General features: G+C 43.7%; 23 protein-coding genes. 1 reads left to right on the top strand and 22 read right to left on the bottom strand.

All coding sequences use genetic code 11. From position 1 onward, the window contains the following. Positions 1–187: 187 nt before the first annotated feature. From V6B33_RS12920 to V6B33_RS12885, 8 genes are all read right to left on the bottom strand, one after another. Complete coding sequence (locus tag V6B33_RS12920) at positions 188–1,525, bottom strand: dihydrolipoamide acetyltransferase family protein (RefSeq protein WP_334218152.1); 1,338 nt, start codon at positions 1,523–1,525, stop codon at positions 188–190. Between the two features lie 41 nt (positions 1,526–1,566). Further along, positions 1,567–2,550, bottom strand: a complete 984-nt coding sequence (locus V6B33_RS12915; RefSeq protein WP_334218151.1) for an alpha-ketoacid dehydrogenase subunit beta — start codon at positions 2,548–2,550, stop codon at positions 1,567–1,569. Positions 2,551–2,563: 13 nt separating this feature from the next. Then, positions 2,564–3,562 carry a thiamine pyrophosphate-dependent dehydrogenase E1 component subunit alpha gene (locus V6B33_RS12910; protein WP_334218150.1) on the bottom strand — a complete coding sequence of 333 codons (999 nt, stop codon included), beginning with the start codon at positions 3,560–3,562 and terminating at the stop codon, positions 2,564–2,566. A gap of 65 nt (positions 3,563–3,627) precedes the next feature. Next, on the bottom strand, positions 3,628–5,052 hold the full coding sequence (gene lpdA, locus V6B33_RS12905) for a dihydrolipoyl dehydrogenase (RefSeq protein ID WP_334218149.1): 1,425 nt from the start codon (positions 5,050–5,052) through the stop codon (positions 3,628–3,630). 19 nt (positions 5,053–5,071) lie between these two features. Further along, entirely contained in the window at positions 5,072–6,193 is a 1,122-nt protein-coding gene (buk, locus tag V6B33_RS12900; protein ID WP_442915524.1) for a butyrate kinase, read from the bottom strand. A 128-nt stretch (positions 6,194–6,321) separates the two neighbouring features. Beyond that, a complete protein-coding gene (gene bcd, locus V6B33_RS12895) occupies positions 6,322–7,419 on the bottom strand; it encodes a branched-chain amino acid dehydrogenase (RefSeq protein WP_334218147.1) in 1,098 nt (365 codons plus the stop codon). A 43-nt stretch (positions 7,420–7,462) separates the two neighbouring features. Further along, entirely contained in the window at positions 7,463–8,371 is a 909-nt protein-coding gene (gene yqiS / locus V6B33_RS12890; protein WP_334218146.1) for a phosphate butyryltransferase, read from the bottom strand. 135 nt (positions 8,372–8,506) lie between these two features. Continuing rightward, positions 8,507–10,576: a sigma 54-interacting transcriptional regulator gene (locus tag V6B33_RS12885; protein ID WP_334218145.1), complete on the bottom strand. Its 2,070-nt coding sequence runs from the start codon at positions 10,574–10,576 to the stop codon at positions 8,507–8,509. A 137-nt stretch (positions 10,577–10,713) separates the two neighbouring features. Here V6B33_RS12885 and V6B33_RS12880 point away from each other — a divergent pair, with 137 nt between their 5' ends. Further along, a complete protein-coding gene (locus tag V6B33_RS12880) occupies positions 10,714–10,953 on the top strand; it encodes a DUF2627 domain-containing protein (protein ID WP_334218144.1) in 240 nt (79 codons plus the stop codon). A gap of 31 nt (positions 10,954–10,984) precedes the next feature. Here V6B33_RS12880 and V6B33_RS12875 read toward each other — a convergent pair whose 3' ends face one another. The 14 genes from V6B33_RS12875 to nusB form a co-directional block, all read right to left on the bottom strand. Then, a complete protein-coding gene (locus tag V6B33_RS12875) occupies positions 10,985–11,716 on the bottom strand; it encodes a glycerophosphodiester phosphodiesterase (protein WP_334218143.1) in 732 nt (243 codons plus the stop codon). 169 nt (positions 11,717–11,885) lie between these two features. Beyond that, positions 11,886–12,665, bottom strand: a complete 780-nt coding sequence (gene spo0A, locus V6B33_RS12870; RefSeq protein ID WP_172253061.1) for a sporulation transcription factor Spo0A — start codon at positions 12,663–12,665, stop codon at positions 11,886–11,888. A 356-nt stretch (positions 12,666–13,021) separates the two neighbouring features. Next, on the bottom strand, positions 13,022–14,311 hold the full coding sequence (spoIVB, locus tag V6B33_RS12865) for a SpoIVB peptidase (protein WP_334218142.1): 1,290 nt from the start codon (positions 14,309–14,311) through the stop codon (positions 13,022–13,024). Positions 14,312–14,434: 123 nt separating this feature from the next. Beyond that, positions 14,435–16,144 (bottom strand): DNA repair protein RecN, encoded by a 1,710-nt coding sequence (gene recN / locus V6B33_RS12860; protein WP_334218141.1) that lies wholly within the window; start codon positions 16,142–16,144, stop codon positions 14,435–14,437. Between the two features lie 166 nt (positions 16,145–16,310). Next, positions 16,311–16,760 (bottom strand): transcriptional regulator AhrC/ArgR, encoded by a 450-nt coding sequence (gene ahrC, locus V6B33_RS12855; RefSeq protein ID WP_334218252.1) that lies wholly within the window; start codon positions 16,758–16,760, stop codon positions 16,311–16,313. A gap of 223 nt (positions 16,761–16,983) precedes the next feature. After that, on the bottom strand, positions 16,984–17,817 hold the full coding sequence (locus V6B33_RS12850) for a TlyA family RNA methyltransferase (protein ID WP_334218140.1): 834 nt from the start codon (positions 17,815–17,817) through the stop codon (positions 16,984–16,986). Between the two features lie 7 nt (positions 17,818–17,824). Then, positions 17,825–19,717 (bottom strand): 1-deoxy-D-xylulose-5-phosphate synthase, encoded by a 1,893-nt coding sequence (gene dxs, locus V6B33_RS12845; RefSeq protein ID WP_334218139.1) that lies wholly within the window; start codon positions 19,715–19,717, stop codon positions 17,825–17,827. 21 nt (positions 19,718–19,738) lie between these two features. Further along, positions 19,739–20,359: a hypothetical protein gene (locus V6B33_RS12840; RefSeq protein WP_334218251.1), complete on the bottom strand. Its 621-nt coding sequence runs from the start codon at positions 20,357–20,359 to the stop codon at positions 19,739–19,741. Between the two features lie 364 nt (positions 20,360–20,723). Further along, positions 20,724–20,876 (bottom strand): hypothetical protein, encoded by a 153-nt coding sequence (locus V6B33_RS12835; protein WP_334218138.1) that lies wholly within the window; start codon positions 20,874–20,876, stop codon positions 20,724–20,726. 187 nt (positions 20,877–21,063) lie between these two features. After that, complete coding sequence (locus V6B33_RS12830; RefSeq protein ID WP_334218250.1) at positions 21,064–21,918, bottom strand: polyprenyl synthetase family protein; 855 nt, start codon at positions 21,916–21,918, stop codon at positions 21,064–21,066. A 39-nt stretch (positions 21,919–21,957) separates the two neighbouring features. Beyond that, entirely contained in the window at positions 21,958–22,191 is a 234-nt protein-coding gene (gene xseB / locus V6B33_RS12825; protein WP_334218137.1) for an exodeoxyribonuclease VII small subunit, read from the bottom strand. Further along, positions 22,178–23,545, bottom strand: coding sequence for an exodeoxyribonuclease VII large subunit (xseA, locus tag V6B33_RS12820; protein WP_334218136.1), 1,368 nt, complete (start codon positions 23,543–23,545; stop codon positions 22,178–22,180). The genes xseB and xseA overlap by 14 nt, the downstream gene beginning before the upstream one ends. Positions 23,546–23,660: 115 nt before the next feature. Next, a complete protein-coding gene (gene folD / locus V6B33_RS12815) occupies positions 23,661–24,527 on the bottom strand; it encodes a bifunctional methylenetetrahydrofolate dehydrogenase/methenyltetrahydrofolate cyclohydrolase FolD (RefSeq protein WP_334218135.1) in 867 nt (288 codons plus the stop codon). Positions 24,528–24,548: 21 nt separating this feature from the next. Then, positions 24,549–24,932 (bottom strand): transcription antitermination factor NusB, encoded by a 384-nt coding sequence (gene nusB / locus V6B33_RS12810; protein ID WP_334218134.1) that lies wholly within the window; start codon positions 24,930–24,932, stop codon positions 24,549–24,551. Positions 24,933–24,987 lie beyond the last annotated feature (55 nt).

Genomic DNA, 24,987 nt, shown 5'->3' with positions numbered 1-24,987 from the left:
GATTTGGTATATACCGGATAATATTCTTTCGGGAATATTACGGTGCATTATCCCGGAATCAAATATGCTTCTCAATAATTCATAGGTAAAATCAATCATATGCAAGGAACACGAAAAGGGACTAACCGCTCAGGTTAGTCCCTCTTCCAATATGTGATTGGATTGCTTACTTGCCGCTATCCTCTTATTAGTACACTGAAGTGTTTTCCTTCGAAGTGTTCTCCAGTATTTCTTTTATACGCTGGAGGAATCTTCCGCAAACAAGGCCGTCAAGCACCCGGTGATCAAGTGAAAGACAGAGATTCACCATATCGCGGACGGCAATCATACCATTATTCATGACAACCGGACGTTTAACGATCGATTCGACCTGAAGGATCGCCGCCTGAGGATAGTTGATAATACCCATCGATTGGACAGAGCCGAAAGACCCGGTATTATTCACTGTAAATGTTCCACCTTGCATATCTTCGGATTTCAACTTGCCGCTTCGTACTTTTCCTGCAAGATCCGTGATTTCACGAGCAATGCCTTTGATTGTTTTTTCATCTGCAGTTTTGATGACAGGGACGAATAATGCATCGTCTGTTGCTACAGCGATCGAGATATTGATGTCTTTCTTTTGGATGATCTTATCGCCTGCCCACATAGAGTTGATTTGCGGGAATTCTTTAAGAGCCTGTGAAACAGCTTTTACAAAGAAAGCAAAGAACGTTAAGTTAAATCCTTCACGCTGTTTGAATTCAGTCTTCAGTGTGTTTCTGTATTCTACAAGATTTGTTACATCCACTTCCATCATTGTCCAGGCATGAGGAGCTTCATGTTTGCTTCTGACCATATTGGAAGCGATTGCCTTACGAATCCCTGTGACCGGGATTTCGATATCTCCCGGCATGACTGGTACATTGGGCGCAGGTGCTGCCTGTTTCTGAGCTGCAGTCAGCTGTGCTTGTTCTTTGACAGGCGTCTGCTGGGGTGCAGGCGCTTCGGTTTGTGGTGCAGCAGGTGCATCTGCTGCCTTAGGGATATTGCCTGACTCAATGATCTTCTTAAGATCTTTTCTTGTGATTCGGCCGCCGTTACCGGTACCATCCACCTGATTTAAGTCGATATCGTGATCTTGAGAAAGCTTCAATACAGCCGGGGAGTATCTTGCTTTATTTCCGGCTTCTTTCTTGGGTGCCGGGTTTTTCGCAGGTGCTGCAGAAGGTTTCTCATCTGCAGTTTCAGCCGTTTCCTTCTTCTCTTCTTTGGGAGCTTCTTCTGAAGGAGCAGAACCTGCACCTTCCACTTCGATTGAACAAATCATTTCGCCGACTTCCAATGTATCCCCTTCTTCAGCGATCAATTCTTTAATCGTCCCTGTAAAAGAAGAAGGAACTTCAGCGTTTACTTTATCCGTCTGCACTTCTGCGATCGGATCATATTTATTAACAGTATCACCGGGCGATACCAGCCATTTACTAATTGTACCTTCTGTTACACTTTCCCCTAACTGCGGCATTTTCATATTTTCAATACCCATGAGGAACCCTCCTAACTTTTGCGTTCAGTATGTTTGATGAATTAAAATTCCGCCAGCTCACGCATAGCCTTTTCTACTTTGTCCGGGTTGATCATAAAGTATTTTTCCATAGTTGGTGCGTAAGGCATTGCAGGAACATCCGGGCCGGCCAGGCGTTTGATCGGTGCATCAAGTTCGAATAGACAGTTTTCAGCAATGATGGCCGAAACTTCACCCATGATGCTTCCTTCTTTATTATCTTCTGTCACCAGGAGAACTTTGCCGGTTTTAGATGCTGCTTCAATGATCGCTTCCTTATCCAATGGATAGATGGTTCTCAAATCCAGGATATGCGCTTCTATTCCGTCCTGGGCAAGTTTTTCAGCTGCTTGAAGGGCGAAATGTACAGAAAGACCGTATGTGATGACAGTGATGTCTTCCCCTTCACGTTTCACATCTGCTTTCCCGATTGGAAGTGTGTAGTCTTCATCAGGAACTTCCCCTTTGATTAAGCGGTAAGCACGCTTATGTTCAAAGAAAAGGACCGGATCTTCGTCGCGGATGGCCGCTTTCAATAATCCTTTTACATCATATGGGGTAGAAGGCATGACAATTTTCAATCCCGGCTGGTTGGCAAACACAGCTTCCACCGATTGTGAATGATACAATGCACCGTGGACTCCGCCTCCATAAGGTGCACGGATGACCATTGGACAGCTCCAGTCATTATTTGAACGATAACGGATTCGGGACGCTTCGGAAATGATCTGGTTCACTGCAGGCATGATAAAATCAGCAAACTGCATTTCGGCAATCGGTCTCATCCCGTACATTGCTGCACCGATTCCAACCCCTGCGATGGCAGATTCTGCGAGGGGAGTATCAATGACACGATCTTCTCCGAATTGATCATACAACCCGTGAGTCGCTTTAAATACTCCTCCTTTTTTTCCGACATCTTCTCCCAGTACAAATACTTTCTCATCCCGTTCCATTTCTTCTCTCATTGCCATTGTTACAGCATCAATGTATGAAATTACTGGCATCGTTTATTCCCCCTTACTTCTCTTCTGCATACACATACTTCATTGCTGATTCAGGCTCAGCATATGGAGCGTTTTCTGCATAGTCTGTAGCTTCATTCACTTGCTTCATCACACGATCGTTGATTTCTATTTCAAGCTCATCATTCATGACGCCAGTTTCTTTCAAGTATGCGCCAAATGTTATGATCGGATCGTTCGTTTTCGCTTTTGCCACTTCATCCGGAGAACGATAGCTTCTGTCGTCATCGTCAGAGGAGTGGGGAGTCAGGCGGTATGAAACGGTTTCGACCAAAGTAGGACCTTCTCCGCGACGGCCCCGGTCTGCCGCTTCTTTCACTGCTTTATATACTTCTAAAGGATCGTTGCCATCGACCGTCACCCCAGGCATCCCGTACCCGATTGCGCGGTCTGATACTTTTTCACAAGCCAATTGTTTTTCAATCGGAACTGAGATTGCGTACTTATTATTCTCACACATAAAGATTACCGGAAGCTTATGTACACCAGCAAAGTTAGCACCTTCATGGAAATCACCCTGATTCGATGAACCTTCTCCAAATGTCACGAATGTCACGAGATCTTTCTTTTCCATTTTCCCTGCAAGTGCGACACCTACAGCATGCGGAACCTGTGTTGTCACCGGCGAAGAACCGGTTACGATATTATTTTTCTTTTGACCGAAGTGACCCGGCATCTGACGTCCGCCTGAGTTTGGATCTTCTGCTTTGGCAAAGCCTGACAGCATCAATTCACGGGCAGTCATACCGAAAGTCAAAACCACACCCATGTCACGGTAGTATGGTAGGGCGAAATCTTTTTCACGGTCCAGTGCAAATGCAGCTCCCACTTGCGCCGCTTCTTGACCTTGACATGAAATAACGAAAGGAATTTTCCCTGAACGGTTTAACAACCACATACGTTCGTCGATTTTTCTTGCAAGTAGCATCGTTTCATACATTTCTAATACTTTATCGTTAGAGAGACCTAATTGTTCATGACGATTCTCTGCCATATTTTTTTACCTCCTGCGGGTTAAAGTCTTTATATAGGGGAGATATGCAGCCTCCCCTTGTTCTATTATGAATGTATTGCTTTGCCGTCCACTGCCAAAGCAGCTTCCCCTATCGCTTCTGACAGTGATGGGTGCGGGTGGATGGTATGTCCGATTTCCCATGGGGTTGCATCAAGAACCCTGGCAAGTCCTGCTTCAGAAATCATATCGGTTACGTGAGGACCGATCATATGGACACCAAGGATATCATCTGTTTGCTTGTCTGCAATGATTTTTACGAAACCATCTGATTCACCGTATACAAGCGCTTTCCCGATGGCTCTGAAGCTGAATTTGCCCACTTTAAGCTCTAAGCCTTCTTCCTTTGCCTCTTGCTCGGTCATCCCGACGCTAGCGATCTCAGGGTTGCTGTAAATGCATTTTGAAATAAGCGAATAATCAATCGGATGCGGCTTTTCATTCGCCATATGCTCGACTGCTGTAATTCCTTCATGAGAAGCGACATGTGCCAGCTGAAGTCCTCCAATGACATCGCCGATTGCGTATATATGCGATTCTTTCGTCTGGAAGAAATCGTTCACTTCGATAAAGCCTTTTTCTACTTTGATGTCTGTATTTTCCAGGCCAATCCCCTCTACATTTGCCTGTCGGCCGACTGAGACAAGGATTTTTTCAGCAGAGAATGATTTTTCTTCGCCTTTATGTTCAGCATTGATGGTTACTCCACTTTCTCCTTTTTGAAGGGATTCAGGAAGTACTTTTGCACCGGTGACGATTTTAACGCCCTTTTTCTTCATTAAACGCTGCATTTCTTTTGAGATCTCAAGATCTTCTGTCGGTACGATCTTGTCTGCGTACTCAACTACGGTGACCTCCACATCAAAGTCAGACAGCATGGAAGCCCATTCGATACCGATCACTCCGCCCCCGACTATGATGATTGACTTAGGCAGCTCTTCAAGTGTCAGAGCTTCATCTGAAGATAAGACAAATTCTCCGTCGATATCAAGACCAGGCAGTGACCTGGGACGGGAACCAGTCGCTACGATGACGTTTTTCGGAATGAGCATTTCATTCTCTTCGCCATTGTTCATTTCAACTGAAATTGTACCGGGCATAGGTGAGAAGATGGAAGGACCCAGAATACGGCCGATTCCTTCGAATACATCGATCTTGCCTTGTTTCATTAAGTGCTGCACACCTTTATGAAGCTGCTCGACGATTCCATCCTTACGGGATTGTACCTTTGCAAAATCCAGTTCCACCCCATTGATTTTCACACCAAAGCTATCACTGTGCTTAGCCGTTGAGTACACTTCAGCACTTCGCAAAAGGGCTTTACTCGGGATGCATCCTCTGTGAAGACAAGTTCCCCCAAGCTTCCCTTTTTCAACGATTGCTGTTTTCAATCCTAATTGTGATGCGCGGATTGCGGCGACATAACCGCCCGTTCCCCCGCCCAGTATGACTAAATCATATTCTTGTGACAAAGCTGCATCCTCCTTAAACTTATACTGTTGCTTCTTCTTTTACCGTGCCTGGATAAACTTTATAGTTTTCTTCATTTTTCAAAACTCTGAGTGCGCCTTCAGCCAGTGCTTGCAGCTCATTTTCACCAGGCTGGATGATGACATCTGCAATCCAGTTGATCCGTTCGCTGATCGCCTTGACAAACTCTTTACCATAAGCCAATCCGCCCGTTAATACGATCGCGTCCACTTTACCGTTCAAGACCGCACTCGCAGAGCCGATTTCTTTGGCGATTTGATATGCCATGGCATCGTATATTTCCTTCGCTTGCTCATCACCATTTTCAATCATTTTCTCTACTTTTACAGCATCACTTGTGCCCAGATATCCCACCAGACCTCCTTGGCCGACCAGTTTTTTCATGATTTCGTCGCGATAGTAATCGCCCGAGAAGCATAAATCAACCAAATCACCTGCAGGTACTGTTCCTGCTCTTTCAGGACTGAACGGGCCGTCCCCATGCAAGCCGTTGTTTACATCGATCACTTTACCATTTTGATGTGTACCGACAGTGATTCCGCCGCCCATATGAGTAATGATCAAATGAAGATCTTCATATTTTTTGCCTAGTTGCTTTGCGACTCTTCTTGCTACAGCTTTTTGATTCAAAGCATGAAATATGCTTTTTCTTTCAATTAATGAAAATCCGGAAATTCTTGCAAGCGGCTGCAGTTCGTCCACCACGACCGGGTCCACGATATATGACGGGATGTTCAATCCTGAGGCAATTTCAAAAGCCAATATCCCGCCGAGATTCGATGCATGCTGGCCGGAAAATCCATCCTTCAAATCTTGGAGCATTTCATCGTTCACTAGATATGTTCCGCCTTCTATCGGTCTGAGCAACCCGCCGCGACCACAGACTGCACTCAGCTTGCTGATATTGATTCCTTCTTCATCCAGTGTTTGCAGAATCGTGTTTTTACGGAATTCATATTGATCGATGATATTTGGAAATTCGTTTATCTTTTCCGTTTCATGACGGATGGTTTTCTCGAAGATCGACCGGTCATCATCGTAGACACCAATCTTCGTCGATGTTGATCCGGGATTTATGACTAATATACGATGTTTCGTTTCATGCACTGCTGTTACCTCCATTTGGGTAGCTGTATTCTGTTCGATCTGTATTTATATTTCCCCCTATGACAGATAACCCCTTGTTCCCGTAAACATTATTTCAGGTAAGAAACGCTTCACCTCATTAAGAAGTCAAGCGTTCCGTATGTTTATCCGCGTCTGCTAAGAATGTGCTGTCCGTTTTGTAAGAATTGGCTTCTTGAACGGCGCATCTTTTCGATTCTTTCCTCTGCCATGCGGTCTGCAGCTACGTAAGTAGGCACGTTATCACGCTTTGCAATTTCTATTACTCGCTCTACGTTGTTATAAACCTGCTCTACTTTTTTCATTGCTCTTTCGCTGTTATAACCGTAAAGCTCGTCCGCAACATTGATAACTCCACCTGCATTGATGACATAGTCAGGTGCATATACGATTCCCATTTCATGAATGGCATCCCCGTGGCGGGTTTCCTTCAATTGATTATTTGCAGCACCAGCAATGACTTTGGCTTTGATTTGAGAAATCGTCTCATCATTGATGATCGCTCCAAGAGCACATGGTGCGAAAATATCACAGTCTACGCTGTAAATTTCAGAAGGATCAACCGCTTTGGCACCAAAGTCATTCACTGCACGATCCACTGATTCTTTATGAATGTCCGTTACGATGAGGTTCGCTCCTTCTTCATGAAGATGTTTACACATATTGTAAGCGACATTCCCCACTCCCTGTACGGCGATTGTTTTGCCTTCCAGAGAATCTGTGCCGAATGCTGCTTTAGCAGCTGCTTTCATTCCTCGGTATACACCGTAAGCAGTTACAGGAGATGGATTGCCTGAAGAACCGAAAGCAGGTGAAATACCCGTCACATAATCCGTTTCTTCGTGGATCAGATCCATGTCAGCAACAGTCGTACCAACATCCTCAGCTGTAATATAGCGTCCGTTCAACCCTTGAATGTAACGTCCGAAAGCCCGGAACATCTCTTCATTTTTATCCTTGCGGGGGTCACCGATGATAACCGTTTTCCCTCCACCGAGATTTAGACCGGCTGCAGCATTTTTGTAAGTCATTCCGCGAGCTAAGCGAAGAGCATCTTCAATTGCTGCTTCTTCTGATTCATATGTCCACATGCGTGTTCCGCCAAGTGCAGGTCCAAGCGTTGTATCATGGATCGCGATGATTGCTTTCAAACCTGATACTTCATCTTGACAAAATACTAATTGCTCATAGTCGTAGTTTTCCATATAGCTGAAAATTTTCATTCCTTTTTCCTCCCCAGGATCATTTAAATAGTAGTAATTCAAGTTAATTATTAGATACAGAGCATATTGCCAGTGCGAGTGAATATAATTTACTTTCGGCACTATCCGCTCTGGAAGTTAATACGATCGGTGCTTTAGCTCCGGCAATCACCGCTCCCACTTTTGCTTTTGCAAAGTAAATGAGTGATTTGTATAATGCATTGCCGGTTTCGATATTCGGGACGAGTAAAATATCAGCTTGGCCAGCCACTTCACTTCGGATCCCCTTATGTTCTGCTGCCTGATGCGAGATGGCATTATCCAAAGCAAGCGGACCATCCACATCACAATCTTTGATCTGCCCTCTTTGATTCATCAGTGTCAAGGAGGCAGCATCAAGTGTTGCCTGCATTGCAGGGTTCACCACTTCCACAGCAGCAAGCGGTGCCACTTTCGGGATGGAGACACCGATTGAAGATGCAACGCTGACTGCGTTCTCAATGATTTGCTTTTTCTGACTTAGATCCGGCGTGATGTTCATTGCCGCATCTGTGACAAAGATCAGTTTATTAAATCCTGATACCTCGAATGCAGCAACATGTGAAAGGACATTCCCGGTGCGGAGCCCCCACTCTTTATTCAGCACTGCCTTTAAGATGACGGCAGTAGGGACATTCCCTTTCATTAATGCACCTGCCTCGTTTTCCCTGACCGCTTTCACAGCCATTTCAGCTGCTTTCAACGGCGAGACAGCATGTTTGATTTTCACCGCCTCATTTGATCGCAAATGAGGTACACCCTCCTCCATGATGGATTCTATCTTTTCTTTGTCGCCAAACAAAATGAATTCCGCCATGCCTCTGTCCACTGCCATACCGACAGCCGCAAGTACCTCTTTATCCTCTGCTGCCGCTACAGCCACAACAGAATGTTCTTTTTGGGTTGCTTTTTCCACTAAAGACTGTAGATTCATGAATGTATGTTTCAACCCCTTCAACAAAATTTGTTCCCACTAATACTACATGCAAGAACCGTGCCAACTTTTAAAACCGTGAAAACGCTTTATTCACCAGTCTCGTTGTATGAAAAATATTTCATACCATGCAAATTATTTCATGCCATTTGTTGCAATGTTATATTTTTCAAGCTTATAATACAAATTTCTGACTGAAACATTCAATGTTTTTGCAGCGGCTGTTTTGTTACCATTATTCTGCTCTAAAACCTCTTGAATTATCTTCTTTTCGTGTTCTTCAAGCTGGGAATTTAAATCTCTGGCAGCCGATCCTTTGTTCTTCCTATTATCTTCACGCTCCGGTTCGGATGTACTTTCAAGAGGCGGTAAATGATGCACTTCAATTGTCGTTTCATTATATTTCATAAAAATGATTGCCCTGCCAAGAACATTTTCGAGCTCCCTTACATTTCCCGGCCAGCGGTATTCCATCAGCCTGTTTGTAGCCTCATTGGTAATCCCGTCAACATTTCTTCCATAGTCCTGGTTGATTTTGGCAATCAGGGTTTCTGAAATAAGCGGAATGTCTCTCTTTCGGTTTCTCAGCGGAGGGATTTGAATAGGCATCCTGTTCAAGCGGTAATATAAATCTTCCCTGAAAGAACCATCTGCGATTCCTTTCTCCAGGTTGACATTCGTCGCAGCAATGACCCTGACATTAATACTGATGGATTTCGTGCCCCCGACCCTGACAATTTCATTCTCCTGCAATACCCTCAGTAATTTAGCCTGGGTATTGGCACTGAGTTCGCCGATTTCATCAAGGAAAATACTCCCCTTGTCGGCTTCCTCAAATAATCCCCGCTTGCCTCCGCGCTTTGCACCGGAAAATGCTCCTTCTTCATATCCGAACAGTTCACTTTCCAGAAGATTCTCCGATAACGCCGCACAGTTTACGCGCAAGAACTTATTAAACTTCCGGTCGCTGGCATTATGTATCGCATGCGCAAACAATTCCTTCCCCGTACCCGATTCTCCCCTCAATAGGACGGTTGCCGGGGTTTTCGCCCCCAGTTTCGCTTGTTCGATCGCCAGCTGCATTTCTTCCGATTCCCCAATGATATCTTCAAACATATATTTCGCCTCGAGAGTACGGATGATCCTCCTTGCCCTGTCCAGTTCCTGGGTGAGGGACTGGATCTCCGACATATCATGGATTACACCGACACTCCCCTTCAACTTGCCGTTCACGATGATTGGTGCAACATTGACAATGACCTCTTTACGTTTCGGACCCACTCTCATCCTTGTGCCCCGGATCGACCTTCTTGTCTGCAGGACTTTCAAGTGAATGCTTTCGCCTTCGGATATATCCGCGGTCGCCGGTTTTCCAATTACCTCATCCTGCGTCAGGCCTGTAATCCTGGTATATGCAGGGTTTATCAGGATTCCCTTTCCTTCTTCATCCACAACCGATATGGCATCATCACTTGAATGGATGATAGCTTCGAGCATGGTCTGAATTTCTTTAAGGTTGGTTATTTCTTCTGCGAGATTCACTACTTCCGTTATGTCTTTGAAGACAGTGAAGGCTCCCATTACCTCATCTTTTTCTGTTATCATCGGAATTCGGTTAGAGATGATCTTCAATCCATTATCCAGCATAACTTCCTGATTGATCTCTGTCCGTCTCGTTTCCAATGTCGTTGTGAGTTTGCTTCCTGGAATCACGTCATTGATATGCTTTCCAATCGCATCTTCACTGTCGATCCCGATCATCCGCTCCGCACTTCTATTGAACAGCATGACAAGACCTTGAAAATCTATGCCCACCATTCCGTCATCCGTTGAATTAAAGATCAAATCCCTTTTAAATGATTCGCTCGTCAACTCATGGATGAGTTCTTCCTTTTCTTCCAGCAGCTTCGATATAAGGAAGGCAACACTCCCAGGAATCAGGACTGTGTTTTTTCCTCTCTCGTCCCTGACAGCTTCAAAAACTTTTTGATCACCGGTCACTTCCACTACAATATCAACAGAGTCGTCAAGGAATTCCCTCCAATCCCTGCCTGCAGGTATTCCCCATTCTTTCGCCAAACGAAGACCCATCGCTTCTTCATTCAGGTCCGTAATGCCGATGATTTTCATTAATGAAACTTCATGGAGGATTTTCAGGATGGCTGTTCCTCCCTTACCCCCTCCGATGATTAATACATTTTGCAATTTATTTCACCTCAGACTCAATCATCTGCAATTTTTTTCACATCTGATTCATATTTTACACCACTCGTTGCCGCTTGACAATTTTCCATATGAAGTTAGAATTTCTATTAGTGAAATAAAAAGGAGTTATGTCCACAATGGTACGTATTATTGCATTGATTATCATGCTGATCCCTGGTGCACTTGCAGCGCTTGGAATTAAATTAATGAGAGATATGCTATTTGGGATTCTACAGCCTCCCATTCCTTTTTTGGGGTTGCAGTTTATCATAGGTTTGGTATTCTTTTTAGCCGGACTCGCCTTCATTGCAGGATTTGTACTGCATCGGGATCGAAAACGAAACAAAGTTCAAGATCGTTTTAATAAAAAAAGCTAGCGTGTGTCAGTTAACACACGCTGGCTTTTTCTCATTGCAGTCCTTCCTTCATCTTGATTGCCTTTTCAGGAAAATCCGTGACGATGGCAGAACAGCCTATTTTAAACAAACGTTTCATCTGATGTGCTTTATTCACTGTATACGGTCTGACCGCTATCCCGTTTTTTATCGATTCCGAAATGATTTCATCCGGTGCGACTTTCTGGTTGGGGTGAATGGCATTGGCCCCGAGGGACCGTGCATAGATCCACGGCATATATAGACCTGTAGAATATAGAGGTGCTATTTCGATTGAAGAATCAAGACGGCTGCACGCAACGATCGAGTAGTGGTTGAAAGAAGAAATAATAATGCGGTCGGAATAGCCGTATTTATTGATTAACCGTACGACCTTCTCTTCCATGCCTTCATAATCCATGATGCTGTTTTTCAACTCGATATTACAGACAAGACTGTTGCCCTTCATCCAGTCAAAGACTTCACTTAGTGTGGGGACTTTCTGTTTGTTGAACAGCTTTTTTTTAAAGGTATAATTTGCATGTAATTTACGGAGATCCTTGAAATGATAATCCTTGATATATCCATTTCCATTCGTCGTCCTGTCGACGGTTTCATCGTGGATCACTACAATTTCCCCATCCCTGGTCATCTGAACATCAAGCTCTATGCCATCCGCTCCCACTCTTTCTGCTTCCAGGAAAGCATCCATCGTGTTCTCGGGATGAGTACCCGCTGATCCCCTATGAGCCAATATCAAAGTCATTACGTCACTTCCCGTGTGATTATTTGTGCCTTTGTCAGATCGCATTCCTCTTACTTCACTTATTATATGTTTAATTATCTGAGTAAAGAAATAAAAAACCCAATAAATCATCGATTTATCGGGTTCACTCTCTATTCAGAAAAAAAGAAATGAATAATTACTTATCCTTTCAAGAAGCTTTGTGCTCCAGCCTCAGCTTATCAGCAACCATTGCAATGAATTCACTGTTCGTCGGCTTTGCTTTTGACATGCTGACGGTATAACCAAACAACGAAGAAATTGAATCGATATTGCCGCGGCTCCATGCCACTTCAATGGCATGTCGGATGGCCCGCTCAACCCGTGAGGCGGTCGTATTATATTTCTTCGCAATATCGGGGTAAAGAACCTTGGTGATTGAACCAAGCAGCTCAATATCATTATATACCATCGAAATGGCTTCTCTCAGGTAAAGGTAACCTTTAATATGTGCCGGGACGCCGATTTCATGAATGATGCTTGTAATACTCGCATCTAAGTTTCTAGGTTTTGACTCTGTAGTTAATCTGGATGAGGAATGTTTTTTGATGATCGGATTTGACTTTCCGCTGACCTGTCTAATATGACTAACGAGATTTTCCATATCAAATGGCTTTAGGATAAAATAGGACGCACCAAGATCGACTGCCTTTTTCGTTACATCTTCCTGACCGAATGCCGTAAGCATGATAACATTGGGAATCTTCTTCTTTTCACGAAGACGTTCCAGGACAGCAAGACCGTCCAGATGAGGCATGATGATATCCAGCACCAATACATCCGGATCCACTTCTTCCAATAAGTCCAGGCACTCTTGGCCATTATGGGCTATTCCTGCTACTTCCATATCATCCTGTGAAGCGATATAGTCTTCCAATAAAGAAGTTAATTCCCGATTATCATCCACAACACATACTTTAATTGATTTCACTACAGGTTTCCTCCTCGAATCCGTTTTAATTCATATCTATAATTTTATTCTAAATTACTTTTTCGACAATGCAACCAAAAATCCTTTTATTTTTTAAAAAATACCAATAAATATATATTTTCCTCTAATTTACTTAGTTTTCCTCTATTTTTCGACCTCTTTCGCTATTCATACACACCTTTGTCGAATAATCTTTATTTAATTCTAACAATATTAAGGTGTTCTTACAAATACACCTTAAAAAACCACCGTTTCGCTGCGGGGTTTCACTTTACCGCTGCCGGTGCTTAAGGATCTGGTAAAAAAAAGAACCCTATCAGCACCGCTTGTCCGGCACTGTATAAGGGTTTATTAAGTCAGCTGGCTCTATTATGATTTTGTTTATATATATCGATCCCAGCCTCGCTCAGCATCCATTCGATATGGACACCATATCCGCTGGTCGGATCGTTTACAAATACATGGGTGACGGCACCGATCAGCTTTCCATTTTGGATGATCGGACTGCCGCTCATCCCCTGTACGATGCCCCCGGTTTTTTCTAATAATTCAGGATCAGTCACTTTGATGACCATCCCTTTAGTGGCAGGAAATTTCTGTGGAATCGTACTGACAATTTCAACATCATATTTCTCCACTTTACTCCCGTCCACTACAGTAAGAATTTGTGCCGGACCTTCTTTCACCTGGTGAGAAAGCGCAATTTGCATCGGTTTATCCAATATATTGTTTTCTACCGATTGATTGAGTTCCCCGAAGATACCGAAAGGACTGTTCCTTGTGATGTTTCCGATTATATTTCTTTCTGCAGAAAAACGGGCAAGTTTCTCGCCGGGTTTACCACCGCTGCCCTTCTCGATGGAAGTGACCTCGGAATGAACGATTTCCCCATCCTCCACGACAATCGGCTTTTTTGTGTCCATATCTGAAATGACATGTCCCAATGCCCCGTATTTCTTGGACTGCGGGTCAAAAAATGTCATCGTCCCGATTCCGGCTGCAGAATCACGGATATATAACCCGAGTTTGTATGACTCTTCCCCTTTTTCCCTTAAAGGGAGCAAAGATGATTTCACTATTTCATCTTCACGTTTGATCACAACATCCATGCTTTTTCCTTCTTCGCCTGCCTTCTGGACAAATGGAGCGACATCTGCAAGTTGTTCAATTTTTTCACCATTTATTTCAGTGATCATATCACCGACCTGGATACCGGCCTTTTCACCCGGTGAAACTTTTCCATCTGATGTTTCGACCAGGTGGTGGCCGACCACCAGCACCCCGACAGTGTTTAATTTTACTCCAATTGACTGACCACCCGGTATGACTTTAAAATCTTTTAGTACTTCCACATTTACTTTCTTGATGGGAAGTCCGGCCAATTCAAGTACGACCTCGTCTTTACCGACTGATTTCCCCTGGATGGAGAGCAGTCCCTTCTCTTCACTTATTCCTACATTCTTATTCGTAAACGAACTCATGGCAGCAACGGATGAAGCCTTGGGGAGAGCAACTTGATCCCCTTCCATCACTCTTAATGAATTCGGGATATTGACTAATTGTTGAACAGGTTCATAAAACCCAAAAAAACAAAGCGAAACAAGGAGAATTCCACCTATACACTTCCTTAACCAGTCTAACCTCACTATTTTCACTCTCCTCGCTTCAATTGCACATTCACTTACTTGGCTACAGTTTTAATTTTGCCTTTTAAAGCGACATTTATAACTGGTAATAAAGAAAAAAAGCTACCCGGTATGGATAGCTTTTCATGTTTCTTTTATTGAATTTGCCAGTTGCAGCAACTCTTTTGCATGCTCCTGTGTCAAATCTGTAATCTCCACACCCGAAATCATCCGGGAAATTTCATTTACTTTCTCCTGCTCCTCCAGTCGTTTGACTGATGTACTTGTCCTGCCTTTGAGAAGCTTTTTCGATATAAACAAATGACTGTCAGCCATTGCCGCCACCTGCGGCAAGTGGGAGATGCACATAACCTGCGAGTGGGCGGCAACCTGATAAATCTTTTCAGCAATGGCCTGAGCCACTCTTCCGCTTACACCTGTATCGACTTCATCAAAAATAATCGATGTGATTCCTTGATGCTTGGAAAAGATCGTTTTCAGGGCAAGCATGATCCTGGAAAGTTCCCCTCCGGAAGCAACTCTTGACAGTGGTTTCAACGGTTCGCCGGGATTGGTGGAAATGTAAAATTCAACCTGATCCCAGCCATCTTTTTTAAACTGTGAAAAAGAGAAAGACTTCTCTTCATCCCTGCCGTTAAACCGAACCTCGAACTTGGTTTTATCCATATAAAGCTGCTTCAGCTGCTCATGGATGCTTACAGTCAGTTTCTTTGCCCATTTCTTTCTGGACCTAGTCAGGTTTTGCGCTTCTACGATTAAGTCTTTCTCAAGAGATTGCAGCTTATTCTGCAGCTCTTCCACATGAGAGTCTTTATTCAAGATCGTTTCGATTTCTTCTTCAATCGTGGAACTGTAAGCAAGGATTTCTTCCACAGAAGAGCCGTATTTTCTTTTCAGACCGTTGATTTCATTCAGCCTTGTTTCAATCAGGTCCAGGCGATCCGGCTCAAATTCCAATTGATCCAGGTCTCCCCGGATCTGATGCACAGCATCTTCTAAAACATAAAATGCATTCGATACTGCCTCAAACGTATTATGAAACTGATTGTCAAGATCCGCAGCCGTTTCGAGATGACTCATAGCCAAACCCGTCCAATCGAGTCCTTTTCCTTCCCCCTGGATGCTGTTATAGGAAGTTTGAAGTGATTCGTATAATCTTTCGAAATTCATCAGCTTCCGTTTTTCTTCAAGCAGCTCTTCGTCCTCATTCAGCTTTAAATCAGCTTCTTGGATTTCTTTGAGCTGAAACGTAATGAGATCTAATCGATGCGCCATCTCTTTGTCATTTTCATTTAATCTTGTCAATTGCTTGTATAGAGTACTGTACTCTTTATATATTTCCCGATAGGAGACTAAATTAGCATCAATTTCCTTGCCTCCGAATTGATCAAGAAGGGACAGATGCAAATGCTCATTCATCAATTCCTGATGCTCGTGCTGCCCATGTATATCAATCAGAGCACCGCCGATTTCCCTCATAATGGCGATAGTGACCAACTTACCGTTCACTCTGCACACACTTTTTCCATTATTCGAGATCTCTCTTCTGAGTACGATCATTCCTTCTTCGATCTCAATTCCGAAACTTGATGCCTTTTCGTGGCACGGATGTGCATCATCATCAAGAATGAATAAACCCTCTATCTCAGCTTTTTTCTCTCCATGACGGACATATTCCGCTGATCCCCGTCCTCCAACGAGGAGATGGATCGCGTCAATGATGATGGATTTTCCTGCTCCGGTTTCACCAGACAGAACAGTTAATCCTTCTTCAAACGAAAGAGCAAGAGCATCGATGATGGCAAAATTTTTAATAGATAATTCTTGTAACAAAAATCATTCACCTCAGTTGATAAGGGACTTATAGAAATTTAATACATGTTGCCCTTTGGGGATAGTATAATACCAAACCTTTATTTCGGCATTACTAAACCGGAGTCAAGTTGAAAAGGGTGAAATATCTTTCACCCGGGCAATTGTAATGTGGTTTTCATAAATTCTATAACATATCGAGAAAACGTTCCGTGATGACTTTCGTTTCATCTTCCGTCCGGCAGATAATCAGACATGTATCATCTCCACAAATCGTACCCAGGATTTCTTCCCAATCCAGGTTGTCGATCAGGGCTCCAATTGCATTCGCATTACCAGGAAGTGTTTTCATGACAAGCATATGGCCTGCAGTATCGATCTTAACGAACGCATCCGTCAGCGTTCTTTTAAGCTTCTGAAGAGGATTGAAACGCTGGTCTGCAGGAAGGCTGTATTTATATCTGCCGTCCATCAATGGGACTTTGACCAAATGCAATTCCTTAATATCCCTGGAAACAGTAGCCTGCGTCACGTTGAAGCCTGCATTCTTAAGGCTTTCGACCAGCTCATCCTGAGTCTCGACATCTCTATTCGTAATGATTTCTCTTATCTTAATATGTCTCTGTCCTTTGTTCATCATAGAACTTACACCTCTTACCCGGAATTAAACCTGTATATTTATACCTCTACGCTTATAGTAGCTTATTTGATGAAGAAGTACAACTCAAAAGCGGAGGCGGCTTGCTCAGCCCCGACAAGCATAAGATAAATGGGCCGGGAAGGCGTTTTTTTGCCTTCTTGGACCATTTACCATTTGGTCATAAAAATAGACTGCCCCTTTATGAGAGCAGCCTGAACCATTATGGATTATTTGCTTTAAATTGACTGTACGCTTCATCGATGATTTCCTGAGGAGTGACAGTGAGAAGGGAAGTCCCTTCACTCTTTTGCCCTGTCCAGCGCAGGTGAATCAAAAATTCGATGTTTCCGTCTCCTCCGGTGATCGGTGAATAAGACAATCCACGAAGTTCATAACCTTCATTTACAGCCAAGGTCATGATTTTTTCAATCACAGCAAGATGAACTTTAGGGTTGCGTACGATTCCCTTCTTACCGACTTGATCTTTCCCCGCCTCGAACTGCGGCTTAATCAGTGCAATACAATCTCCACCTGGCACTAAAAGCGTTCTCAGTACCGGAAGAATTAATGAAAGTGAAATGAACGAAACATCAATCGAGGCAAAAGCCGGCATCTCACCAGGTAAATCAGCAGGAGTTACATAACGGAAATTGGTCCTTTCCATCACTTCAACCCGCTCATCCTGCCTTAACTTCCATGCTAACTGATTGTACCCGACATCGATTGCATATGATGATTTCGCTCCATTTTGAAGGGCGCAGTCCGTAAAGCCTCCCGTCGAGGAGCCGATATCGATCATGACCTTATCTTTCACTTCGATATCAAACACTTTCAATGCCTTCTCCAGCTTCAAACCGCCGCGGCTCACATACGGCATCATTTTCCCTTTGATGGTAAGCTGGATATCTTCACTTACTTTCTCGCCGGGTTTGTCCAATCTCTCTTCATTTGAATAGACAAGACCTGCCATGACCGCTCTTTTAGCTTTTTCCCTTGTTTCAATCAATCCTCTTTCAACCAAGATTACATCTAAACGTTGTTTTTTTGCTTTCATAAAGTCATTAAGCCCTTTTTTGTTTTTTTGGAGTTATGGTGAGGATGCGATCGATAATATTTTCTTTCGTCATCCCGATCTCATTTAATAATTCTTTCACACTGCCATGTTCAATGAAATAATCAGGAATTCCTATCCGTTCGATAACCGCGTCTCGGAAGCCGTTTTCTTGTGAAAATTCAAGTACTGAGCTACCAAAGCCTCCCTGAAGGACTGCTTCTTCTACCGTAAGCACAGGAATTCCTTCTTCAAAGATGGATTTCATCATTTTTTCATCCAACGGCTTGATGAACCTTGCATTTACCACCCGCACGGATACACCTTGTTTCTCCAGCTCATTCGCAGCTTCCATCGCCATCGGTATCGTGGTCCCAAATGTAAGGATGACAGCGTCATTTCCTTTCTTTAAAACCTCCCATGATCCGATCGGTATGGTTCTCAGTTCGGAATCCATCGGAACACCGTATCCGTTCCCTCGTGGATATCTTAATGCGATCGGCCCGTCATTATAGTTCAGAGCCGTGTTCACCAAATGCTGACCTTCGTTTTCATCCTTCGGCATCATGATCACCATGTTTGGAAGATGTCTTAAGAAGGCGATATCAAATACACCTTGATGGGTCTCTCCATCAGCCCCGACTAATCCTGCACGATCGATCCCGATGAAGACATTCAGATTCTGTCTGCAGATATCATGTACCACTTGATCATATGCCCTTTGCAGGAAGGTGGAATAAATAGCGAGAAACGGCTTCATATTCTGCGTAGCAAGCCCTGCCGCCACTGTGGCCGCATGCTGCTCTGCGATCCCTACATCAAACATCCGGTCAGGGAATTCTTCAGCAAACCCCAACAGTTTGGATCCAACGGGCATCGCCGGTGTAATGGCGACGACACGGTCGTCTTCCCTGGCAATCTTTCTGACCGTCTCACTCACAAGACCGCTCCAGGAAGGAGGTGAGTTGACCGGTTTTATGATGTCGCCTGTATCAATTTTATATGGTCCAGTACCATGCCAGTCTCCTTTTTTGTCAGACTCTGCAGGTTGGAATCCTTTCCCTTTTTTTGTTATGACATGAAGCAATACAGGCCCTTTAGTCTTCTTGGCATACTGAATATTTTCTTCCAATTCTTCAAAGTCATGCCCATCGATCGGGCCAAGGTAAGTAAATCCAAGTTCTTCAAAGAACATGCCGGATACAAACAGATATTTCAGGCTGTCCTTTACTCTTTCCGCTGTACTGGCGAGCTTTCCCCCTACTGCAGGAATACGCTTCAGGATGTACTCAAGTTCATCTTTCACCCAGTTATACTTCCCTGCAGTGCGCAATCGTCCAAGCACACTATGCAGTGCTCCAACATTTGGGGCGATCGACATTTCATTATCATTCAGGACGACGATCATGTCTTTCTTCTCATGACCGATATGGTTCAGGGCTTCCAAAGCCATACCGCCCGTAAGTGCACCGTCTCCGATGACAGGGATGATGAAAGACTTTTCTTTTTTTACATCCCGTGCTATCGCCATACCCATTGCTGCTGAAAGTGATGTAGAACTATGGCCGGTTTCCCACACATCATGCTCGCTTTCATTCCTTTTAGGAAATCCGCACAGTCCTTTGTATTGCCTTAATGTATCAAATTGACATCCCCTGCCGGTTAAGATCTTATGTACATAGGATTGGTGCCCTACATCCCAGATGATCTTGTCCATGGGGCTGTTAAAATGTTTATGAAGGGACACCGTCAGTTCCACGACACCCAAATTCGGACCAATATGACCCCCGGTTCTTGATAAATTCTGGATTAAAAACCGGCGTATCTCCTCACTGAGCTCTTCTAATTGCTCATTACTCATCGTTTTCAAAAAAGAAGGCTCTTTAATTGATAGTAAATCCATTGGGTCCACTCACTTTCATCGCTATATATTTTGTTTCTCTATTTTGCGCTTTTTCTTTTTTTGATCTTTTTTATCTTTGATCAGGACTATATGAAACCGGTCTTCAACGAACTGAAGAACAGTGCCGACTCTAAATATTATATCCTTTGAATACGTAATCGCAAACGTTTTACCCAGTGCCTTGCCGCCTACGGTCAGTGAGGCAATGATACTCGTCAATATGACACTCACGATATACTCCTTCGCAGAACCGCCTTCGATCTGAAAGGAAACCGCCAATTGGATGATGACGATGGCGGAAGCAGTTCCGCTTATGATCCCTGAAATGTCGCCGATTACATCATTACAGAAACTCGCGAAACGATCGGCATTCCTGACGATTTTGATCGAATATTTTGCGCCGTATACTTTTTTGGCCGCCATTGCATGAAAAGGTGTTTCGTCTGCAGCAGTCGAGGCTATTCCAAGCATATCAAAAAAGATACCGATACACACGATGATGAGAACCACAAATAAACCTGTTCCCCATGCTACACCGTTCAGTACCAAATTGGATGCAACTGAAAAAATAGCCGCTAACACGAATGTGATAACGGCAATACTGAGACTCCACTTTATTGAGTTTTTCAATGTATCATTCATTATCGTCTGCACACACCGTTTCTCTGTGTTAATATCGTTCGTATACTATGTAATTGGATGGTCATATATAGAGTAAAAATTGCAGCTTAGGTCCAGTAGGTTTTCCCAATCAGGTACCGGATGTTGCCATACCGGCGGTTTCCCATTAAACCCGACTTAGCCGCGTCACCACAAGCTAGACTGGATTACCACTTAGTCCGCACTATAATCCTCGATATATGTCAAAACGAACAGTCTAGGAGTTTTCCTCAACAACCCTGAACACAATCCTTAGCCTCTTTTGCAAAGAGGATTTCATATGGACGAAAAAGCACATATCAATGGCCAACTGATGTGTACTTTGTAACCATAATCCCCTCTCTCTTCACTCAAGGCAGGCTACGCTGCTAGTGATCAATTTCATCACAATCGCAGGTTCATACTCTGCACTCATTGCACATGCTTTATGCCAGCGTGAGATACAAAGCCTCCGCGGCTTGCGGGTCAACGCCCACATGCCATTGTGGATCGCCCTCAAGCCTTACTCCCAGATATGACCCAAAGCTGGGCGCCTCAAGCCAAGTCCAGGAACTTCATCGATGTGCCCTTTAGTGGATTTTTAGGCCCACCTTCAGGATTGGTGGATTGACTAGAATACTGCACCACCCAACTATTTTATAGTCTTATTATAACATATTTTATGCTTTCCTCAAATAGAAAGAACATTAATGGTTGCGGTTGACGATAAGATGTGCGATTTGCTTAAGCAGTGCCGTATCCATACTGAGTTCTTCAAGTGAAGACAATGCTTTATCCAGATGGAATCGAAGTTTTTCTTTTGCACCATCCATCGACAACAGCCCGGGATATGTGCTTTTTCGCTTGAATTCATCGCTGCCTGTCCGTTTACCGATCAATTCTTCTGTACCTTCAATATCAAGAATATCATCCTGGATTTGGAAAGCCAGTCCAATATGGTGGGCAAATTGTTCAAGTTTGCTTTGTTCCGCTCCCGAAGCACATGAAATAATAGCACCTGCGAGTGCACTGAAAATAAGTAATTTTCCTGTTTTCCGAACATGAACAGATTCCAATTCATCGACAGTCAGACTTTTATTTTCACCTTCGATATCAGCAACTTGTCCTCCTACCATACCTTCCGGGCCTGCACATTTGGCTAAAAGGCCCAATAACTTGATTTTTTGATCACTTGTAATAAGTTCATCTTCTGCTATAAGCTGAAAACTATGTGTTAACAGGCCGTCTCCTGCCAGGATGGCCATCGCTTCGCCAAATACCTTATGATTAGTTGGCTTCCCCCTTCTCAGATCATCATCATCCATAGATGGGAGATCATCGTGAATCAATGAATACGTATGGATCATTTCAAGAGCTGCGGCTGTCTTCATTCCTGCCTCGATATCTTTTCCATACCCTTCAATGACGGCAAGCAGAAGGATCGGCCGGATTCTTTTCCCGCCGGCCTGCAGGGAGTAAACCATCGCATCTTTAATCGTTGAAGGAGTGTTTCGCCCATTTACAAAATCGAGCATGACATGTTCAATTTTTTGTTTATACATTTGCTGGAATCCTGCCAAATCAACATGAAGAGTCACCAACTACTCCTCCTCTTTGACTTCGAAGGTTTTTTCTCCTTCATCCGTGATCATTTTCGTTAACTGGTTCTCTGCCTTATTCAGGGTATCATGACAATGCTTTGAAAGTTCCATTCCCCTTTGATAATATTGCAGTGCCTTTTCTAAAGGGACTTCCCCTTCTTCTAATTTCTCTACGATTTCTTCCAGTCTTTCCATTGCTTCTTCAAACGATAATTCCTCTTTATTTTTCACCATTTCCATCCCGCTCCTTTACCGAATCCACTTCGCATAGTATCGTTCCATCTTTTACATTGATTTCGATTTGATCACCTTTTGCCACCTGCAGCGATGACTTGATCAGTTCCCCTTCCGCCCCGTAGACAAGGCTGTATCCCCTGTCCATGATTTTCAAAGGACTCAGCGCATGAAAGGTTGACAGGACTGAGTTGAATTCATGTCCTTTTTCTTTCAGGACTCCTCTAAACTGCTTCTCCAATTGCTCCCGCAGAAACTTCACCCGTTCCTCTTTTATCTTCAGAAGCTGGGATGGATGCACCCGCTGAAGTCTGGAATGCATTCCATTGAGCGTTTCCTTCTGATGCCTCACTTGCAGCGAAATATTCTTATGCAGCTGATCTGTCAGCCTGTCCACATGTTCGACTTTTTGCTGGTATAGAGTGTGCGGATTCCTTAATGCATACGACTTCGTTAAACTGTTAAGCCGATTTCGTTCACTTTGCAGTTTCGTTTTGAACGATTTGATCATCCTTAATTTACGGTTCATGATCCGTTCAAGCAAGTCATCAATATGTGGGACAGCCAGCTCGCCTGCCGCAGTTGGGGTCGGCGCCCGCAAGTCTGCTACAAAGTCAGCAATCGTGAAGTCTGTTTCATGTCCGACAGCGGAAATGACCGGTATGTTTGATTCCAAAATCGCATTGGCGACAATTTCCTCGTTGAATGCCCATAATTCTTCAATGGATCCGCCTCCACGTCCGGCAATCAGTACATCGATATCCCCGTATCCATTCGCTTCCTTGATGGCATGCGCTATCGACCCCGCAGCCCGATCACCTTGTACAAGCGCAGGAAAGATCAAGATTTCCCCGATTGGATACCTTCTTTTAATCGTGGTTAGAATATCCCGTATTGCTGCACCGGTCGGAGACGTAACTACCGCGATCCTTGCCGGAAACTTCGGTATCATTCTTTTTCTGCCCGAATCGAAGTAGCCTGCTTTATCAAGCTTTTCCTTTAACTGTTCGTACGCAAGATAAAGCTCACCGATTCCATCCGGCTGCATTTCCTTGACATAAATTTGATATTGTCCTCCTGCTTCATAGACGGAAATATCCCCGCGTATCAAAACATTCATCCCGCTCTCTGGCCGGAACTTAAGTGCTTGATTACTCCCCGAGAACATGACCGACAATATTCTTGCCCTGTCATCTTTCAAAGTGAAGTACATGTGGCCGCTTGAATGCTGCTTGAAATTCGAAATTTCCCCTCTTACAAAAATATTTGACAAATGGGGGTCCCTGTCAAATTTTCGTTTTATGTACTTTGTCAGAGCTTGTACCGTTAAATAACGTGACTGATCGTGTTCCATGCTCACCTGACTCCTTTGACCGTGCAATTTCTTTGATTTTAATCTCGGGGGTATACGTAAAGGGACAAGCTGATAGGCCGTCCCTTCTGAGTTGTTATATATAGTGTACTATTTTTCACTGTTTTTGGCGATCAATCAGTGACCTTTGTGCAGATTTCACTGTATTGTAGAGAAGCATGGTTATCGTCATCGGCCCTACTCCTCCCGGCACCGGTGTGATCTTCCCTGCAATTTCTTTTACCTCATTGAAATCCACATCTCCGCACAATCGCCCTTCTTCATCGCGATTCATCCCCACATCGATGACAACGGCACCTTCTTTAATGTCTTCAGCATGGATCAAACCAGCCTTTCCGACTGCAGAAACAAGAATGTCCGCTTGTTTTGTAAAGTCAGAAAGATTTGCGGTTTTCGAATGGCAATGTGTAACGGTCGCATCCCGATTGAGGAAAAGCTGACCGGCAGGCTTTCCGACAATGTTGCTCCTGCCCAGGATTACAACATGCTTCCCTGTCAGTTCAATCTTTTCATATTCAAGCATCTTCATAATACCAAGAGGGGTGCATGAATAGAACGTATCCTGATTTGTAACCATATTTCCGATTGAAACCGGATGAAACCCATCCACATCCTTGGACGGGGAAATGGTTTCGATAATCTTAATCGGATTAATATGGTGAGGAAGGGGCAATTGAACCAAGATACCATGGATATGGGCATTATCATTCAATTCTTCTATTTTATTCACCAAATCTTGCTGCGGTAACGATTCATCAAACTGATAAAGCTCTGAATGAATCCCCAACTCGCTGCAAGCTTTTCTCTTCATTCTTACGTATGTGCGGGAGGCATGATTATCGCCGGCCAGAATCACAGCCAATCCGGGGACCACGTCTTTTCTTTTTAATTCTGTTATCGTTTCTTTCAATTGTTCACGATAATGGTTTGCGATGAGTTTGCCATCAATAAGATCAGCTGACATTTCACCAGCCTCCTATCATTGTTAAGATTGACTTACCTTAGAGAGTACACCATTCACAAATTTGCTCGATTGATCATCTCCAAAGGTTTTTGCAATTTCAACTGCTTCATTAATTACGACTTTTTCCGGAACATCTTCCACAAATAATAATTCATATGTGCCGATTCTCAAAATATTGCGGTCCACCTTCGCAAGGCGGTCAAAAGACCATTTTTCTAAATGCTCCCTGATCATGCCGTCTACCTTTTCCTGATTTTTCAAGAAACCTAAAACAAGCTCTTTCAAAAATGCGTCCACTTCTTCCCCGTCAACCACATTTTGAAGCGCTTCTTCCGCTTCCATACCACTCATATCTATTTGAAACAAAGCCTGCAGAGCTTTTTCACGGGCAACTCTTCTCTTCATATCTTCTAATTACTCCTTTTAGTCGTTGTCAATTTTTCATACCTTTGATAATAGC

The sequence above is a fragment of the Mangrovibacillus sp. Mu-81 genome, assembly GCF_036867415.1.
Lineage (GTDB): Bacteria > Bacillota > Bacilli > Bacillales > Bacillaceae_B > Rossellomorea.
This window is presented reverse-complemented; position numbering and strand designations above follow the sequence as displayed.